12 protein-coding genes are annotated in these 18,635 nt (G+C 73.0%); 6 read left to right on the plus strand and 6 right to left on the minus strand.

What is annotated here, in order from left to right; all coding sequences use genetic code 11:
- Positions 1-150: 150 nt before the first annotated feature.
- The 4 genes from ABIA33_RS15630 to ABIA33_RS15645 all read left to right on the plus strand — a co-directional run bounded on the left by ABIA33_RS15630 (position 151) and on the right by ABIA33_RS15645 (position 7,435).
- Complete coding sequence (locus ABIA33_RS15630; RefSeq protein ID WP_370081765.1) at positions 151-1,314, plus strand: exonuclease SbcCD subunit D; 1,164 nt, start codon at positions 151-153, stop codon at positions 1,312-1,314.
- Complete coding sequence (locus ABIA33_RS15635; protein WP_370081767.1) at positions 1,314-4,292, plus strand: AAA family ATPase; 2,979 nt, start codon at positions 1,314-1,316, stop codon at positions 4,290-4,292. The genes ABIA33_RS15630 and ABIA33_RS15635 overlap by 1 nt, the downstream gene beginning before the upstream one ends.
- Positions 4,293-4,359: 67 nt before the next feature.
- Positions 4,360-6,099, plus strand: a complete 1,740-nt coding sequence (locus tag ABIA33_RS15640; RefSeq protein WP_370081769.1) for a glycoside hydrolase family 13 protein — start codon at positions 4,360-4,362, stop codon at positions 6,097-6,099.
- A gap of 232 nt (positions 6,100-6,331) precedes the next feature.
- Positions 6,332-7,435, plus strand: a complete 1,104-nt coding sequence (locus ABIA33_RS15645) for an alpha/beta hydrolase (RefSeq protein WP_370081771.1) — start codon at positions 6,332-6,334, stop codon at positions 7,433-7,435.
- A gap of 198 nt (positions 7,436-7,633) precedes the next feature.
- Here ABIA33_RS15645 and ABIA33_RS15650 read toward each other — a convergent pair whose 3' ends face one another.
- Positions 7,634-10,018 carry a Tex family protein gene (locus ABIA33_RS15650; protein ID WP_370081773.1) on the minus strand — a complete coding sequence of 795 codons (2,385 nt, stop codon included), beginning with the start codon at positions 10,016-10,018 and terminating at the stop codon, positions 7,634-7,636.
- A 108-nt stretch (positions 10,019-10,126) separates the two neighbouring features.
- Here ABIA33_RS15650 and ABIA33_RS15655 point away from each other — a divergent pair, with 108 nt between their 5' ends.
- Positions 10,127-10,633 carry an N-acetyltransferase family protein gene (locus ABIA33_RS15655; protein ID WP_370081775.1) on the plus strand — a complete coding sequence of 169 codons (507 nt, stop codon included), beginning with the start codon at positions 10,127-10,129 and terminating at the stop codon, positions 10,631-10,633.
- A gap of 149 nt (positions 10,634-10,782) precedes the next feature.
- Here the strand turns inward: ABIA33_RS15655 and ABIA33_RS15660 are convergent, their stop codons facing one another.
- On the minus strand, positions 10,783-11,658 hold the full coding sequence (locus ABIA33_RS15660; RefSeq protein WP_370081777.1) for a thioesterase family protein: 876 nt from the start codon (positions 11,656-11,658) through the stop codon (positions 10,783-10,785).
- A gap of 87 nt (positions 11,659-11,745) precedes the next feature.
- Here ABIA33_RS15660 and ABIA33_RS15665 point away from each other — a divergent pair, with 87 nt between their 5' ends.
- Entirely contained in the window at positions 11,746-12,540 is a 795-nt protein-coding gene (locus ABIA33_RS15665; RefSeq protein ID WP_370081779.1) for an SDR family NAD(P)-dependent oxidoreductase, read from the plus strand.
- 11 nt (positions 12,541-12,551) lie between these two features.
- Here the strand turns inward: ABIA33_RS15665 and pgi are convergent, their stop codons facing one another.
- The 4 genes from pgi to ABIA33_RS15685 form a co-directional block, all read right to left on the minus strand.
- Positions 12,552-14,213, minus strand: a complete 1,662-nt coding sequence (gene pgi, locus ABIA33_RS15670) for a glucose-6-phosphate isomerase (RefSeq protein WP_370081781.1) — start codon at positions 14,211-14,213, stop codon at positions 12,552-12,554.
- 84 nt (positions 14,214-14,297) lie between these two features.
- Entirely contained in the window at positions 14,298-15,611 is a 1,314-nt protein-coding gene (locus tag ABIA33_RS15675; protein WP_370081783.1) for a sensor histidine kinase, read from the minus strand.
- A complete protein-coding gene (locus ABIA33_RS15680) occupies positions 15,608-16,189 on the minus strand; it encodes a response regulator (protein ID WP_370082056.1) in 582 nt (193 codons plus the stop codon). Before ABIA33_RS15680 ends, ABIA33_RS15675 begins: the two co-directional genes overlap by 4 nt.
- A gap of 775 nt (positions 16,190-16,964) precedes the next feature.
- Positions 16,965-18,491, minus strand: a complete 1,527-nt coding sequence (locus ABIA33_RS15685) for a DEAD/DEAH box helicase (RefSeq protein ID WP_370081785.1) — start codon at positions 18,489-18,491, stop codon at positions 16,965-16,967.
- Positions 18,492-18,635 lie beyond the last annotated feature (144 nt).

The raw sequence follows: 18,635 nt of genomic DNA on the forward strand, positions 1-18,635 counted from the left end.
GCGCGCTGCACCATCGGCGCGCCGCAGGGCCCGTGCCATTGCCGGGGGCCGGGGGCCGGGGGCCGGGGGCCGGGGGCGGGGGCGGGGGCGGGGGCTGAAGGAGCATCGGGGCGAACGCGTTGTCAGTGGCGGTTGTTACTGTCGTTCACCATGCGGCTGCTGCACACCTCCGACTGGCATCTCGGGCGGAACCTCCACCGGGAGAACCTGCTCCCCGCCCAGCGCGCCTTCCTCGACCATCTGGTCGAGGTGGTCCGCGCCGAGCGGGTCGACGCCGTGCTGGTCGCGGGCGACGTGCACGACCGGGCCATTCCCAGCCTGGGCGCCGTCGAGCTGTTCGACCGCGTGCTGCACCGGCTCGCGGAACTGTCCGTGCCGGTGGTGCTGATCTCCGGGAACCACGACTCGGCGCGACGGCTCGGCATCGCCGCCCGGCTGATCGAGCAGGCCGGCGTCCATCTCCGGACGGAGGTGGCGCGCTGCGCCGAGCCGGTGCTGCTCGCGGACGAGCACGGCCCGGTCGCGGTGTACGGACTCCCCTACCTGGAACCGGCGCTGGTCACCGAGGAGCTCGGGGCCGGCCGGGTGAGCCACGCCGCGGTGCTGGGCGCGGCGATGGACCGGGTCCGGGCGGACCTGGCGACCCGTCCGTCCGGGACCCGGTCGGTGGTGCTGGCGCACGCGTTCGTCGTCGGCGGCGAGGTGAGCGACAGCGAGCGGGACATCGCGGTCGGCGGCGTGCCCAGCGTCCCCGCCTCGGTGTTCGACGGCGTGGACTACACGGCGCTGGGCCATCTGCACGGCTGCCAGATCCTCAACGAGCGCCTGCGCTACAGCGGTTCACCGCTCGCCTACTCCTTCTCGGAGACCGACCACCGCAAGGGCATGTGGCTGGTGGACCTCGGTCCTGCGGGCGAGGTGGCGGCGCGGCGAGTCGACTGCCCGGTCCCCCGGACCCTCGCCCGGCTGCGTGGCCGTCTGGCCGAGCTCCTCGCCGACCCGGTGCTGGCACGACACGAGCAGTCGTGGGTGCAGGCCACGCTCACCGACCCGAGCCGCCCCGAGCGCGCGATGGAGCAGCTCCGGGTGCGCTTCCCACACACCCTCCAGCTCTCGTTCGAGCCGCAGGAGCGCCCGGTGGACGGCCTGCCGTCGTACGAAGCGCGGCTGCGGGGCCGCAGCGACACCGACATCGCACTGGGCTTTGTCCGGCACGTCCGCGGTAGTGCCCCCGACCAGGCGGAGGCCCTGCTGCTGCGCGAGGCGACGGAGGCCGTGGCAGCGGCACCCCAGGTCGAGGGCGGGGTGCGCTGATGCGGCTGCACTCGTTGCGGATCACCGCGTTCGGTCCGTTCGCGGACACCCAGACCGTCGACTTCGACACCCTCGCCGCCGACGGCCTGTTCCTGCTGCACGGCGCGACCGGCGCCGGGAAGACCAGCGTGCTGGACGCGGTCTGCTTCGCGCTGTACGGGGATGTGCCGGGCAGCAGGCCGCGCAGCAGACTCCGCAGCGACCACGCGGTGCCGGAGGTCAGAACCGAGGTGGTGCTGGAGCTGACCCTCGCCGGCCGGCGACTGGAGATCACCCGCAGCCCGGAGCAGGCCCGGGCGAAGAAGAAGGGCAGCGGCACGACCGTCGACCGCGCGCAGACGCTGCTGCGCGAGTGGTCCACGGCCGCTGAGGGCGGTCCGGGCTGGGCGGCGAGCAGCAAGTCGCACCAGGAGGTGGGCGTCGAGCTGCAGCGCCTGCTCGGCATGAGCCGGGAGCAGTTCTGCCAGGTGGTGCTGCTGCCGCAGGGCGAATTCGCTCGCTTCCTGCACGCGGGGGCGCTGGAGCGGGCCGAGTTGCTCGGGCGACTGTTCGACACAGCCCGCTTCGGCGAGGTCGAGGCATGGCTGACGGAGCGTCGGCAGCGGGCGGAGAAGGCGTGCCAGGCGGTCCAGGGCGAGATCGGCGCGCGCCTGGAGCGGATGCGGCAAGCGGCGGGACCGGTCGCCGAGACCGTCGCGGAGGCGACGCCGGACGAGCTGGCGTGGGCCGCGCAGCTGCGTGAGCAGGCCCGGGAGCTGCAGGCCGCCGCCGAGTCCTGGCAGGAGCAGGCCGTCGAGCGGCGGAACCGGGCCGACGACCGGGCCCGCCGGGTCGAGGTGCTGGCCGACCGGCAACGGCGGCACCACCGGGCCGCGCTGCGCGCGCGGGAGCTGCATGAGGCGGAGGCCGCACACCAGGAGGCGGTGGCGCAGCTCGCCCGTGCCCGCCGCGCCGAGGCCGTGGCCCCGCTGCTGCGACTGCACCGGCAGGCCGAGGCGGCGTTGAGCGGACTCGCCGAGACGGAGCGGCGCGCCCGTGCCCGCCTGCCGGAACGGCTGCGTACGGCGGAGGTCGAGGAGCTGTCCGGCGCGGAACGGGCGGCGCGCGAGGAACTGGGCGGCCTGCGGGCGCTGCTGACCGCCGAGGAGCAGTACCGGGGCAATGTGCTGCTCCTCGGCCGCCTCGAGCGGGAGCGCGAGGAGGCGGAGTCCCGCAGGCAGGAGGCGGCGGACTGGCTGGACGCGTGGCCGGATCTGCGTCAGCGCGCGGCGACGGCGCTGGACCAGGCAAAGGTGGCCGCGGTGCAGGCCGAGCAGCTCGCCGAGCAGCTCGCCGAGGCCGAACGGCGGTCCGCGGCGGCCGGGCGGCGGGAGGAGTTGACGGAACGTCTCGCGTCTGCGGAGCGACACGAGTTGACGTGCCGTCAGTCCTCCCTGGACACCCACGAGTGGTGGCTCGAGCTGCGCGAGCGCAGGCTGCTGGGCATGGCCGCCGAGCTGGCTGAGCGCCTCGCGACCGGGGCGCCCTGCCCGGTCTGCGGTTCCGCCGAGCATCCGGCCCCGGCCGCGCCGGGTCCGGACCGGGTGACCCAGACGCAGGAGCAGCAGGCCGAGCACCGGTACCGCGAGGCCGCCCGTCTCGCCGAGGAGGCAGCCGGCGCCGCGCAGGAGCTGCGCGACCGAACCGCCGTGCTGGCCGCGGAGGCCGGTGGCCTGCCCGCGCCGGAGCTGCGCGCCGCAGCCGACCGGCTGCGACGGGAGCAGGCGCTGGCGGCACGCGGCGCCGCGCAGGGTGTCCGGGCGCAGGAGGAGCTGGACCGGCTGGAGCGCGAGCGTGCCGCCCGCACGGCGGAGGCGGGTGCGGCGGCGGAGTCGGTCGCCGCCCGCACGGCCCGTCTGGACGCGCTCGCCGCACAGCAGGACGAGCTCGCCGCCGAGCTGGACCGGGGCAGGTCGGGGGCCGCGTCCGTGTCGGCGCGGGTCGCCGACGTGGGCCCGCTCGCCGACCGGCTCGCCGAGGCCGCCTCGGCGGCCCGCGCGGCCCAGGCCGGAGCGGCTGCGCTGCGGGAGGCCGGAGTCGAGGCCCGGGCGGCGGCGGAGCGCGAGGGCTTCCCGGGTCTGGAGGCCGCCGCGCAGGCGGTGCTGCCCCCGGCGCAGGTCGAACTGCTGCACGACCGGGTGGAGCAGCACCGGGCCGAGCTGGCACAGGTCACCGCGCAGCTCGCGGACGAGGATCTCACCGCGGCGGCGCGGCTGCCGCAGGCCGACCCCGCGGCGGACCGCGCCGCGCTCGCCGACGCCGAGCAGGCGCTGCGGCACGCCTACGCGGCGGAGCAGGCCGCCCGGGAGCGCTGCGCGACGCTGGACCGGCTCAGCGCCGGCCTGACCGAGGAGGTGCGCAGGCTGGCCCCGCTCGCCGCCGAGCACGCACGGGTCGCCGGGCTGGCCGCGCTGGCCTCCGGCACCAGCCGCAGCAACGAACTGCGGATGTCGCTGGAGACCTATGTCCTGGCGGCGCGGCTCGAACAGGTGGCAGCGGCGGCCGGGGAGCGGCTCGCGGTGATGTCCCAGGGCCGCTACACCCTCGCCCACAGCGACGCCCGCACCCGGGGGGCCGGCCGCTCCGGGCTGAGCCTGAAGGTGCTGGACGCCTGGACCGGGCAGGACAGGGACACCGCCACCCTCTCCGGCGGCGAGAGCTTCTTCGCGTCGCTGGCCCTGGCCCTCGGCCTGGCCGACGTGGTGACCGACGAGGCGGGCGGCATGCCGCTGGACACCCTGTTCGTCGACGAGGGCTTCGGCTCGCTCGACGAGGACACCCTCGAGGACGTGATGGACGTCCTGGACCGGCTGCGGGAACGCGACCGGGCGGTGGGCATCGTCAGCCATGTCGCCGATCTCCGTGGCCGCGTGCCGGCGCAGCTCCAGGTTCGGAAGGGCCGCAACGGTTCCACGTTGCGTCAGCTCGGCACGGGGTAACGGGGTGGTGGGGATGACGGGAACGACGCAGCGGGCGCCGTCCCGACCTTCGACCGGAGGGGCGAACATGAGCGAGACCCGACCCGAGGCGCGGTCCGGAACGCAGTCAGGCGCCGGGGCCCAGCCCGGAACCCGGCCCTGGTGGCGCGGCGCGGCCCTGTACCAGGTGTACCCGCGCAGCTTCGCGGACGGGAACGGGGACGGCACCGGCGACATCGCCGGGCTGCGCAGCCGCCTGCCGTACCTGGTCGAACTGGGCGTCGACGCGCTGTGGATCTCCCCCTGGTATGTGTCCCCGCTCGCGGACGGCGGCTACGACATCGCCGACTACCGCGACATCGACCCGGCATTCGGCACCATCGACGAGGCCGAGCAGCTGATCGCCGAGGCGCACCGGGCCGGGCTGCGGCTGATCGTGGACCTGGTGCCCAACCATTGCTCCGACCAGCACCCCTGGTTCCTGGCCGCGCTGGCCTCCGCCCCCGGATCACCCGAGCGCGACCTGTTCCACTTCCGCCCCGGGCGCGGTGAGAGCGGTGAACTGCCGCCCAACGACTGGCAGTCGCACTTCGGCGGCCCCGCGTGGCGGCGGGTTTCCGGCGCCGGCGGCGCACCCGGCGAGTGGTACCTGCACATGTTCGCGCCCGAGCAGCCGGACTGGAACTGGGAGAACCCCGCAGTCCGCAACGAGTTCGAGTCCGTGCTGCGGTTCTGGCTGGACCTGGGCGTCGACGGCTTCCGCATCGACGTCACCGACCACCTGGTGAAGGAGACCGGTCTGCCCGACTCCGCCGGGCACCACGGCCACCCCGACCCCTGGCGGGACCAGGAGGGCGTCCACGAGATCTACCGCAGCTGGCGGGCCCTGATCGACTCCTACCCCGGCGAGCGCGTGTTCGTGGCCGAGCTGTGGGAGACCGACCCGGCGCGCTTCTGCCGCTACCTCCGCCGCGACGAGCTGCACACCGCCTTCAACTTCCCGCTGCTGAAGTGCGCCTGGAGCGCTGCGGCACTTCGCGCCGTCATCGACGACACCCTCGCCGCGCACGCCCCCGTGGGCGCTCCGCCGACCTGGGTGCTGTCCAACCACGACACCACCCGCCATGTCACCCGCTACGGGCGCGCCGACACCACCTACGACTTCAACCGGGCCCGGCGCCACGGCCTGCCCGTGGACCTGGCGCTGGGCACCCGCCGGGCCCGCGCCGCCGCCCTGCTCACCTTCGCCCTGCCCGGTGGCGTGTACGTCTACCAGGGGGACGAGCTGGGTCTGTGGGAGGTCGAGGACATCCCGGACGAGCTGCGGCAGGACCCGACCTGGCCGCGTTCCGGCCATGTCGACCGGGGCCGTGACGGCTGCCGCGTGCCGCTGCCGTGGAGCGGCGCCTGCCCGCCCTTCGGATTCAGTACGCCGGCCGCTGACGGACCGGACGGCTCACCGCCCTGGCTCGACGTCCAGCCCGGTGCCTGGAAGGACCTCACCGCGGCCGCCGAGTCCGGTGACCCCGGGTCCCACCTGGAGCTCTACCGCACCGCGTTGGGGCTCCGTCGGGCCGAACCCGGGCTCGGCGACGGGCCGATGAGCTGGCTGCCGTCCGGTGACCAGGTCCTGGACTTCACCCGTCCCGGCGGCTTCCGCTGCGTCGTCAACCTGGGGCCGACGCCGGTGGCCCTGCCCGGAGGTGCGGAGCTGCTGCTCGCGAGCGGCCCGCTGGAAGGATCGCTGGACAGCCCTCCGGAGCAGTTCCTGCTGCCCACGGACACGGCCGTGTGGCTGCGCCACTCCGACGGTGAGCCGAACGGGTGATTTAACCCGGCGCCACCAGCGCGCCCACCGGACGGCGGCGGCGCCAACTCCCCTGGCGTGACCGAGGCGTACGCCGCCGCCCGGTTCGGTCGCGCCGACAGGTCCGCCGGGGCAGGCAGCGGCCCCGGCGTGGTTGCCCTCGCGGGCGGGAATCCTGCACCACGGCGGGTCCTGCGGAGCGTCCCGGCGCTCGAAGCCGGACGTCACTGCGCGGGAAGGGCGGGCGAGCACCATGTCGCTGACCGGCACACCGTTCCTCGCGCTGACCGCCGTACTCGTGGCGGCGCTGACGCTGACCTGCCTACTGGTCTGGAACCGGCTGCCCGGCCCGGCGGCGCTGCGGGTGGGCCTGCGGCTGACGCTGCTGCTGGCCACCCAGGCCGCGGCGGTGGCGGTCGTGCTGGTCTGCGTCAACGACAGCTACTCGCTCTACGACTCGTGGGGGGACCTGACCGGTACGCCGGCGACCGGGTCGGGGCCCGGAACGGGCGTTGAGCTGAGTTCGGGCCCGGGCGGGAGGACCGGCTACGGGCTCCTCCCTACCGACCCCGGGCACCCCGCCTTCCGCCCCACCGTGCAGGGCCTGCTGGCGGCCGACGAAGTGGGCCCCGGTTCCCAGGTGCACGGCAACCTCCTGGTGTGGCTTCCGCCCGGGTACGACCAGCCGGAGCACCAGGGCGAGCGCTATCCGGTGGTGGAACTGCTGCCGGGTCAGCCCGGCTCCCCGATGGCCTGGTTCAACGCGATGAAGGGCCAGGACGAGCTGGAGAAGCTGGTCACAGCGCGGCAGGCGCGCCCGATGATCCTTGTCGCCGCCAAGTCCAACACCCTGGGCACCCGGGACGCCGGCTGCGCCGACCTGCCCGGCGGCCCGAAGACGGCCACCTGGCTCGGCGAGGACGTCCCGGCCATCGTCAAAAACCAGTTCCGGGCCTCGGCCGACCCCTACGACTGGTCGGTGATGGGCTACTCGGCGGGCGGATACTGCGCCGTCAACCTCGTGCTGCACCATCCGGAGCTGTTCCACACGGCCGTCAGCATCTCCGGCTACAACGACCCGATAGCCCCGGCCGTGCGGCGCTACCCGGCCCTGGTGCGGTCCAACGACCCCCTGGTGCTGCTGCGCAGGGCGGCGCAGCAGCCGGACGTGGACCTGCTGTTGACCGGCAGCCGGCAGGACGGTCAGACCGTGGGCGACGCCCGCACGCTGATCCGAACGCTGCGGCCGCCGGCCGCCGGCGATCTGCTGACCGTCCCGCGAGGCGGCCACAACCTGGAGGTGTGGCGGTCGATGCTGCCCGACTCGTTCCGCTGGATCTCACGCCACACGCGCTGACACGCAACTGACACGCGCAGACACTCGGACAGCAGCAGGGCGCGGAGGCCGATGCGCGGCAACAGGGGAAGCCCCATCCGCACGGGGGAGCGGGCAGGGCTTCCTTGGATCATCGTACGAGCGGCGACCGTCGCATCCAGCCAATGGCGCGCCAGGATGCACTGTGCCATCACCTGATGGCAGCAATCGCTCGTCCCGTCAGCGGGTCAGACCGGCCCTGCGCAGCGCGTCCGCCATGGCGCTGTTCGAAGTGCTGCCGCTACCGGAGGTCTCGTTCCTGGGCTTCGGCGGCCGCTGCCCCCGCTGCTGGCCCTGGCCCTGCTGCGACTGCCGACCCTGGCCCTGACCCTGACCCTGACCCTGCCCCTGACGCGGCCCGCGCTCGCGCTCCTGACGGGGCTGGGCCTCGTCGTCCAGACGCAGCGTCAGCGAGATGCGCTTGCGCGGGATGTCCACCTCCAGCACCTTCACCCGGACGATGTCGCCGGACTTCACGACCTCGCGCGGATCCTTGACGAAGGTCTTCGACAGCGCCGAGACGTGGACCAGGCCGTCCTGGTGCACGCCGATGTCGACGAAGGCGCCGAACGCGGCGACGTTGGTGACGGTGCCCTCCAGCAGCATCCCCGGTTCCAGGTCGGAGAGCTTCTCCACACCCTCCTTGAACGCCGCCGTGCGGAAGGCAGGGCGCGGGTCCCGGCCCGGCTTCTCCAACTCGCGCAGGATGTCGGTGACGGTCGGCACCCCGAAGGTGTCGTCGGCGAAGGCCGAGGGCCGCAGGCCGCGCAGCACCGCGCCGTTGCCGATCAGCGACTTCAGCTCGCCACCGGTCGCGGTGAGGATCCGCCGCACCACCGGGTACGCCTCCGGGTGGACGCTGGAGCCGTCCAGCGGGTCGTCCCCACCGGGGATGCGCAGGAAGCCCGCGCACTGCTCGAACGCCTTGGGGCCGAGCCGTGCCACGTCCTTGATCGCCTTGCGGCTGCGGAACGGCCCGTTCGCGTCGCGGTGCGCCACGATGTTCTCGGCGAGGGTGGCCCCGATCCCGGACACCCGGGTGAGCAGCGGCGCGGACGCGGTGTTGACGTCCACGCCGACGCCGTTGACGCAGTCCTCGACCACGGCGTCCAGCGAGCGGGACAACTTGGCCTCGGACAGGTCGTGCTGGTACTGGCCGACGCCGATGGACTTGGGATCGATCTTGACCAGCTCGGCCAACGGGTCCTGAAGCCGGCGGGCGATGGAGACCGCACCCCGGATGGACACGTTCAGCTCCGGCAGCTCCTGGGAGGCGAACGCCGAGGCCGAGTAGACCGACGCGCCCGCCTCGGACACCACGGCCTTGGTGAGCTTCAGCTCCGGGTGGCGCTGGATCAGGTCCCCGGCGAGCTTGTCGGTCTCCCGCGAGGCCGTGCCGTTGCCGATGGCGATCAGCTCGACCCTGTGCGCAGCGCAGAGCTTGGCGAGCGTCGCAATCGACGCGTCCCAGCGGTTCGCCGGCACATGCGGGTGGATGGTGTCGTGAGCGACGACCTTGCCGGTGGCATCGACCACGGCGACCTTGACTCCGGTACGGAAGCCCGGGTCGAGGCCCAGCGTGGCGCGGGTGCCGGCGGGCGCGGCGAGCAGCAGGTCGCGCAGGTTGGCGGCGAAGACCCGGACGGCCTCGTCCTCGGCCTCGGTGCGCAGCCGCAGCCGCAGGTCGATGCCGAGATGGACCAGGATCCGGGTGCGCCAGGCCCAGCGGACGGTGTCCAGCAGCCAGCGGTCGCCCGGGCGGCCGCGGTCGGCGATCTCGAAGCGCTGTGCGATCCGGGCCTCGTAGCCGCCGGGAGCCTCGGCGTCGGCGTTGTCGGCGTAGGGCTCCAGGGTGAGGTCGAGGACGTCCTCCTTCTCGCCGCGCAGCATCGCCAGCACCCGGTGCGAGGGCAGCTTGACGAAGGGCTCGGCGAAGTCGAAGTAGTCGGAGAACTTCGACCCGGCCTCCTCCTTGCCCTCGCGGACCTTCGCCGCGAGGCGTCCTCGGCCCCACATCCGCTCCCGCAGTTCGCCGAGCAGGTCGGCGTCCTCGCCGAACTGCTCGACCAGGATCGAGCGTGCGCCCTCCAGGGCCGCTGCGGTGTCGGCGACGTTCTCCCCGACGTAGGCGGCGGCTTCGCTCTGCGGGTCCCGGGTGGGGTCGGCGAGCAGCAGGTCCGCGAGCGGCTGCAGTCCGTTCTCGCGGGCGATCTGCGCCTTGGTGCGCCGCTTGGGCTTGAAGGGGAGGTAGATGTCCTCCAGCCGGGCCTTGGAGTCGGCGGCGCGGATCTGCGCCTCCAGGGCCTCGTCCAGCTTGCCCTGGCTGCGGATGGACTCCAGGATCGCGGTTCGGCGCTCCTCCAGCTCACGCAGATAGCGCAGCCGCTCCTCCAGGGTCCGGAGCTGGGAGTCGTCGAGCTCGCCGGTGGCCTCCTTGCGGTAGCGGGCGATGAAGGGCACGGTCGCCCCGCCGTCGAGCAGGTCCACGGCGGCCTGCACCTGCCCGGCCCGTACGCCGAGCTCGTCGGCGATGGTCTGCTGGATGGACGCACTCTGAAGGGTCACGCTGGGTTACCGCCTTCTCGCAGGGATGCCGCTCTGCATTCTGCCGCTACCGGCGCGCGGGGGAAAACCTCTGGCCGCCCGGCGGGTCGCGGCGGGACACTGGTGATCATGATGATTCGAGAGGCGGTCGCTCAGGACTGGGACGCGGTCTGGCCGTTCTTCCACCAGATCGTCGCCGCAGGCGAGACCTACACCTACCCCCGCGACCTGGACGAGGAGCGGGCCCGGTCGATGTGGATGCTGCAGCCGCCGAGCCGTACCGTCGTCGCGGTCGACGAGGCGTCCGGCGCGGTCCTCGGTACGGCGAAGATGAACCCCAACCACATGGGCGGGGCGTCCCACATCGCCAGTGCCAGCTTCATGGTGGACCCGGCCCACGCGGGCCGGGGCGTCGGCCGAGCGCTGGGCGAGTACGTGCTCGGCTGGGCGCGGGCCGAGGGATACCGCGCGATGCAGTTCAACGCCGTGGTGGAGTCCAACACCCGCGCGGTCGCCCTGTGGAAGTCGCTCGGCTTCGAGATCGTCGGGACACTCCCCGAGGGCTACCTCCACCCGACCCTGGGCTACGTCGGCCTGCACATCATGTACCAGCGACTTCAGGCCGACCGGCCTTAGGGTCCGTCCAGTAGATCTTCGCGGTTGCGAGCGTCAGCGACTCCGCCGCGGGGCACCGTCGCAGTAGCACCGTGCGGCTCCGCCGCGTGGCGGTGCCTGGCGGCGCGTAACGCCCCCTGCGCGGCGAGGTGCCGCCACCCGCCGGGGGCCTACGCGCCGCGGGGCACTACTGCGAGCTGGCGGGACTGGGCGACGAGCCGGCCCGACGCGTCCCAGACCTCGGCGTCCTCCTCCAGGAAGCCGCCGGCCAGGTTCCGGGTCGCATGGGTGACCCGGAGCCAGCCGGGGACGGGGCGGGCCCGGACGTGCGCGGTGAGTTCCAGGGTGGGCGTCCAGCCGTAGAGGCCGAGGTCGAAGGTGACCGGCGGGAGGGCGTCGACGGCGAGCAGCAGCATCAGCGGGTCGGGCTCGCGGCCGTCGGCGAGGCGCAGCCAGCCCTGGATCCGGCCCTCGCCCGAGGGCTCGCCGAGCGCCCAGCCGACGCAGGCCGGGTCCAGGCGCAGGTCGAGGCGCTCCAGCAGCGCGGCGTTCGCCAGGAAGTCCGGCGGGGCGTGCTCGGTGCTGATGCACTCCTCCGGAGGAGGCATCACCGGCGGGGTGGCCGTGGTGCGCACCTCGCCCTTCGCTGCGTCGAGGTCGCCGTAGGAGGCCAGCACGCGCAGCCGCTCCACGAGTCGGCCGTCCTCCCCCGACTGCAGCAGGGTAGCCGCGCCGGTGCTGACGGTGCGTCCGCGCCGCACCGCCTCGGTACGGATCTCGGCGGGTCCGGGGCGTCCGGCGGAGAGGTAGTAGGCGCTCAGCGAGAAGGGGTCGGCATGACCGTCGACGGCGCCGAGCTCCTGCTTGAGGGCACTGCCGACGACGGCGAGCAGCAGGCCGCCGTTGATGCCGCCGCCGATGCGCCAGCCACCGTCGAGTTCCGCGTCGTACACCGAGGGCTGGTCACGGCGCGGGGCCACGGCAGTGCCCCGATCGAACTCCGACGCCCGTCCGGACGCCTGGTCCACCCCTGCTGCCGCTGTCATGCCGGGCCACCCCTCGAAAAGTTACTTGTCAGTAGGGAACTGTACTCCTGCTTCCCCCTTCAAGGTCACCCTGGTACTCGTTGTTCCATGACCACCCACCCTGATCCCTACGGTCTCGCCGAACGCGTCGCCGTGGTCACCGGCGCGGGCAGCGGCATCGGCCGCGCCACCGCGGAAGTGCTGGCGGCAGCGGGCGCCTTCGTCGTCTGCACCGACGTCGACGGCGCCTCGGCGGCGGCGACCGCCGAGGGCATCGGCAAGGCGGCAGCGGCCGCCGCGCTGGACGTCACCGACCGGGCGGCGGTCTTCGCCCTGATGGAGTGCACGGCGGCGGAGCAGGGGCGGCTCGACATCCTCTGCAACATCGCCGGGATCATCCGCACCGGCAGGGTCGTGGACGTGGACGAGGCCGACCTGGACGCCGTGCTCGACGTCAACTTCAAGGGGACCTTCCACGCCTGCCAGGCCGCCGCGCGGATCATGAGCGCACGCGGCGGCGGCAGCATCGTCAACACCGCCTCCAGCGCCGTGGACACGGCGACCCCGGAGATCATGAGCTACTCGGTGTCCAAGGCGGCCGTCGTCCAGCTGACGAAGAACCTCGCGGCCGAGGTCGGCCGCTACGGGGTGCGGGTCAACGCGGTGGCACCGGGACTGGTGCGCACCGCGATGACCGCGCGGCACTACCTGCTGCCGGACGGCAGCGTGGACGAGGCCGCCCGCGCGGCGGCCGAGAAGCCGCTGCGCCGGATGTCCCCGCTCGGGCTGATCGGCGAGCCCGAGGACATCGCCTATGCCATCCGCTATCTGGTCAGCGACGCCGCCCGCTTCGTCACCGGACAGATCCTGCGGCCCAACGGCGGCGCGGCGATGCCCTGGTAGCAGCGGCTGCCTCAGCGGCCCCGCAGGGTGCGGTAGTGGGCGGCCAGGGTGGCGGTGGAGGAGTCCAACTGCTCCAGGCCGGTGCCCTCCACCAGCACCGGTTCGATCTTCTTGGCCAGCACCTTGCCCAGCTCGACGCCCCACTGGTCAAAGGAGTCGATGTTCCAGATCGCACCCTGCACGAACACCTTGTGCTCGTACAACGCGATCAACTGCCCCAGCACCGACGGCGACAGCTCCCCGGCCAGGATCGTGGTGGTCGGATGATTGCCCCGGAACGTCTTGTGCGGCACCAGCTCCGCCGGCACCCCCTCCGCGGCCACCTCCTGCGCGGTCTTGCCGAACGCCAACGCCTGCCCCTGCGCGAACAGGTTCGCCATCAACAGGTCGTGCTGCGCCACCAATCCCGGCGCCAACCCCGGCACCGGCCGCGCGAAACCCAACAGATCCGCCGGAATAACTTTGGTTCCCTGATGCAGCAACTGGTAGTACGCGTGCTGCCCGTTGGTGCCCGGCGTGCCCCACACCACCGGACCGGTCTGCCACCGCACCGGGTTGCCCTGTCGGTCCACCGACTTGCCGTTGGACTCCATGTCCAACTGCTGCAGATACGCCGTGAACTTCGACAGATAGTGCGAGTACGGCAGCACCGCATGCGACTGCGCATCAAAGAACGCCCCGTACCAGACCCCCAGCAACCCCAGCAGCAGCGGCACGTTCGACTCCACCGGCGCGGTGCGGAAGTGCTCGTCCACCAAGTGGAACCCGGCCAGCATCTCCCGGAACTGCTCCGGGCCGATCGCCAGCATCAGCGACAGCCCGATCGCCGAATCGAAGGAGTACCGGCCGCCCACCCAGTCCCAGAACTCGAACATGTTCGCCACGTCGATGCCGAAGTCCGACACCGCCGCACCATTGGTCGACAACGCCACAAAGTGCTTGGCCACCGCCTCCTGGCCGGCCCGCAGCTCGGTCAGCAGCCAGTTGCGCGCCGAGGTCGCATTGGTGATCGTCTCGATGGTGGTGAACGTCTTCGAGGCGACGATGAACAGCGTCTCGGCCGCGTCCAGGTCCCGCACGGCCTCGTGCAGATCCGCCCCGTCCACGTTCGAGACGAACCGCACCGTCAGATCCCGGTCGGTGAACGCCCGCAACGCCTCGTACGCCATCGCCGGGCCCAGATCCGACCCGCCGATGCCGATGTTCACCACATTGCGGATCCGCTTACCGGTGTGCCCGGTCCACTCCCCCGACCGCACCCGCTCGGCGAACCCGGCCATCTTGTCGAGCACCCGGTGCACCTCGGGCACCACATCGCGCCCGTCCACCTCCACCACCGCGTCCCGGGGCGCACGCAACGCCGTGTGCAGCACCGCCCGGTGCTCCGTCACATTGATCTTCTCACCGCGGAACATCGCGTCCCGCAGCTCGAACACCCCGCGCGCGACCGCCAACTGCCGCAACAGCCCCAACGTCTCATCGGTCACCAGATGCCGGGAGTAGTCCAGATACAGGTCACCCACCCGCACCGCATACCGCTCCCCACGCCCGGGATCAGCCGCGAACAACTCCCGCAGATGCACCTCCCCCACCTGCGCCCGATGCTTGCCCAACTCCGCCCACTCCGGCGAACGGTCCAGCGGCAGCCGGTCGGAACTGGTTCCCTCGGACATCGCGTTCACTCCATCCTGCAGATGTTCGGTACGCGCCCGAGCCTATCCCTGGAGGTCCTCCCCACGTGTGTCCGGCAGACGGCGTCAGAAGGAAACCCGCTCGCCGGCTGACGGTCCCTCGGGCAGCGGGGCCACCGGCAGGCTCAGCCGGACGGCGAAGCCGCCGTCGACGGTGGGACCGGTCGCGAGGGTGCCGCCGAGCAGCGTCGCCCGTTCCCGCAGCCCGACGATGCCGTGGCCGCCGCCGGGCAGGTCGGAGAGGTCCGACCAGGAGATGATCTCGGTCGGCGGCGGCCCGTTCACCACCGCGACCCGGAGCCGGTCGCCCTCGGAGAGCAAGGACACCTCGGTCCGCGCGCCCGGAGCGTGCTTGCGCACATTGGTCAGCGCCTCCTGCACCGTCCGGTAGGCGGCGCGTTCCACCGGCTCGGGCAGCGTCCCCTCAGGTGGCGCCAGCATGTGCAGGGCCGCGTCCACCTCCGACTCGGCGACCAGCCGTGGCAGGTCCGCGAGCCTGGGCTGCGGGACCAGCTCGGTCGGCCCGGCGCCGGCGGCGCGCAGGACCAGGATCATGCTGCGCAGTTCCTCCAGCGTCGCCACCGCGAGCCCGCGCAGGGTCCCCGCCGTCGCCCTGACCTCCGGGTCGCGCGCGGTGACCTGCAGGGCCCCCGCCTGGACCGCGATCAGGCCGGCCTGGTGCGAGACCACGTCGTGCATCTCCCGGGCGATCCTCGCGCGCTCGCGGGCCAGCACCGTCTGGGCGTGCAGCTCCCGCTCGTGGTCGCGCAACGTTGCCAGCTCGGCGATCCGCTCCCGGAGGTCCTCCCTGGTCTGCGTGAGCAGACCGAGGGCCGCCGGGCCCGCCGCGAGCATCACCGCGTAGATCAGACGCTGGCTGATGTCGCTGGCGCTCTCCTTGGCGAAGTCCGTGATCGGCCAGGGCAGGAACAGCCCGACCCCGACCACGGCCGCCGCAACCCACGTCTGCCAGGTGGCGCGGCGGCCCCGGGCGACGGTGTAGAGGGCGGCCATGGCCGCGACCATCGCGGTGCCCGCGTACAGGCCGGGGAGTATGGCGAGCAGCACCAGCCGCGGCAGCCTGCGACGCAGCAGCAGGGCCACGGCGGCGACGAGCGAGACGGTGAAGGTCCAGTCGCGGGGAGGGGGGAAGTTGAGGAGCGCGTCGACGGTGGAGGCCGCGACCAGGACGAGGGTGACCGCTCCGTGGCGCAGCCACGCGGGCAGCGACTGGGCGGCCCGGTGCAGGGTGCGCGGGTGCAGTGCGCCGAGGCGCGGGGCTCTGGGGTTCGTTCTGGGGTTCGCTCTCGGGTCCGCTCCGGGGTTCGCTCCGGGGTTCAGGGACGGGAGGTCGCGGGCACCGGTTCGGCGGGCGGTCATTCGATCAGGCCCGCACGCTCGGCGAGGACCGCGGCCTGGATCCGGTTGGCCACGCCGAGCTTGGTGAGGACGGCGCTGACGTAGTCCTTCACGGTCGCCGCCCCCAGGTGCATGCGGGCGCCGATCTCGATGTTCGACAGGCCGTGTCCCAGGAAGCCCAGGACCTGGCGCTCGCGCTCGCTGAGGCTGTCGATGACCTCGCTCCCCCGGCCGCCTGCGGGTCGCCCGCCCTCGCGCAACCGCCGCAGCACCGGCGCCGAGAGGCAGCCGGCACCGGTGGCCACCGCGCGTACCGAACGCGCCAGGATGTCCGGCTCGGTGTCCTTCAGCAGGAAGCCGCTGGCCCCGAGCCGCAGCGCCTGGTCCAGGTACTCGTCGGTGTCAAAGGTGGTGAGCATCGCGACGTGCGGGCTCTCGGGCAGCGCCCGCAGCCGGCGGAGCAGGGTGAGGCCGTCGATGTCGGGCATCCGGATGTCGAGCAGGACCACGTGCGGCCGATGCTCCCGGACCACAGCCAGCGACTCGACGCCGGAGCAGGTGGCCACGACCTCGATGTCCGGCGCGGTGCCGAGGATCATGGCGAGTCCTGACCTGATGAGTGCTTCGTCGTCGATGATGACGACCCGCACAGGGTCGTGTCTTTGGGATGGGGCCACGGCACTCGTCCTGACTCTGACCCTGGTCCTGACTCCGACCGTCCAGCACGATGACCAGGGAACTCCGCGTGACCGTACCCCAGGGCGAATCTCTGGGCGAATCGGGACGTCTTATGGACCGCGCGACGCGACACCCCCCGGTCGGCGGTGCGTAGACCCCTGGTCGGGGGTGTTTCGTCCGTTCGAGTACGACCAGGATGAGCCACCGGCACGCTCGCGTGCCCGGTGGCGGGCACTACGGGGGGGTGCCCGCCCCGGGGGCGGGCACCCCCGGCCGAACGGACCCGTCGGCGGCCCACATCAGCGCAAGCCCCACCAGCCCCGGGGCCCGAAGTGACCACCCGCCAGCGGCACGGCTCCCCACCTGCGCGCTGCCGACCGTCACCGGAGAGATCAAGCGCTACTTCCCCGTCCCGGATCGGAGCGGGGCTCTGCATCGATGCCCGTCTCGCGGCTGCTCTCGCGGACCCTGGGCGGGCTGCGGAGAATTGGCGACTGACGACAACCCGGTCAGGCGAGAGCCTCCCCCACCCTTCGGGCGGGAGGTGCCCCCTTGCCCGCCACAGCGCCCTCCATTTGCCGGTCGGTCTAAGGCAGCAGAGCACGCAGGAGGGCCCCGGCACCGGTTCCCCGGTCCGAGGCCCTCCTGTTCACAGCGCTACGGCCGCACGACCACGAGGTCGCCCCATGCTGCCGGTCAGGCCGCGCGGGTCGGGCGCGGACCGGAGGGGCGACGCGGACGGCGGCCGCGAGCACCGCCACCGCCGTTGCCCCCGCCCGAGCCGCTGCCGCCGCGCGGGCCACGAGGGCTCTGCGTGGGGACAGCGGGCGCGGGCGCGGTGACGACCACCGGGACGCCGCTGGGCTTGCGCGCGCCGGTGATCCGCGAGAGCTCGGCGTCGCCGGCCCGGACCCGGTCGTTGTTCGGGGTGATCCCGGCGTCGGCCATCAGCCGCGCCATCTCCCGGCGCTGGTTGGACAGCACCAGGGTGACCACGGTCCCGGACTCCCCCGCGCGGGCGGTGCGGCCGCCGCGGTGCAGGTAGTCCTTGTGGTCGGTGGGCGGGTCCACGTTCACGACCAGGTCGAGGTTGTCGACGTGGATGCCGCGGGCCGCGACGTTGGTTGCGACCAGCGCGGTGATGTGGCCGTCCTTGAACTGCTCCAGCACCCGGTTGCGCTGCGGCTGGGACTTGCCGCCGTGCAGCGAGGCCGCGCGCACGCCGTTGGCGAGCAGCTCCTTGGCCAGCTTGTCGGTGGCGTGCTTGGTGTCCATGAACATGATCACGCGACCCTCGCGGGCGGCGATCTCCACGGCCACAGCCCGCTTGTCGGCGTCCGCGACATAGAGCACGTGGTGCTCCATGGTGGTGATCGTCCCAGCCGAGGGGTCCACGGAGTGGGTCACCGGGTCGCTCAGGAAGCGGCGCACCAGGCGGTCCACGTTGCGGTCCAGGGTCGCCGAGAACAGCATCGTCTGACCGTTCGGCTGCACCTGCTCCAGCAGCGCCGTGACCTGGGGCAGGAAGCCCATGTCGGCCATCTGGTCGGCCTCGTCCAGGACGGTGATCCCGACCCGGTCCAGGCGGGCGTCGCCGCGGTCGATCAGGTCCTTGAGACGACCCGGGGTTGCGATCAGCACCTCGGCGCCGCGCCGCAGCGAGCCGGCCTGGCGTCCGATCGACATACCGCCGACGACCGTCGTCAGCCGCAGGTTCACCGCGGTGGCGTAGGGCGTAAGTGCGTCGGCGACCTGCTGGGCCAGCTCACGGGTCGGCACGAGCACCAGGGCCAGCGGGCACTTCGGCTCGGCGCGACGGCCGGCCGTACGGGCCAGCAGCGCCAGGCCGAAGGCGAGGGTCTTGCCGGAGCCGGTGCGGCCACGGCCGAGGACGTCGCGTCCGGCAAGGGTGTTGGGGAGCGTGGCGGCCTGGATCGGGAACGGCTCGGTCACGCCCTCCCGGGTCAGCGTCGCCAGCAGGCCGTTCGGCATGTCCAGCTCGGCGAAGGAGGAGACGGCGGGAAGCGCCGGGGTCGAGCTGATCGGCATCTCGAACTCGCCCTGGGGGGCGGAGGTGGGACGTCGTCGGGGTGCGCCCTGCTGCGGGCGGCCACGGAACTGGGTCTGGCCGCCGCCACCACCGCTGCGGCTGCTCGCCCCGGTGGGGCGGCCGAAGCGGGTGGCGGGACGCTGGTCGTTGGATCGGCTGGTGCGATGGTTCACAGAGAACCTTCCTCGTAGCGGCACGCTTCGAGGAGAGCTCCGCAGCACTGGGCGCGGAGGATCGCAAGAACGAGCCAGGGGGCGGCGGAGAGTCTTCTCCGCAGGTTGTGAGCGGACTCACACGCAAAACTCTGCAGGCCCAGC

Source organism: Streptacidiphilus sp. MAP12-16 (assembly GCF_041262165.1).
GTDB lineage: Bacteria > Actinomycetota > Actinomycetes > Streptomycetales > Streptomycetaceae > Streptacidiphilus.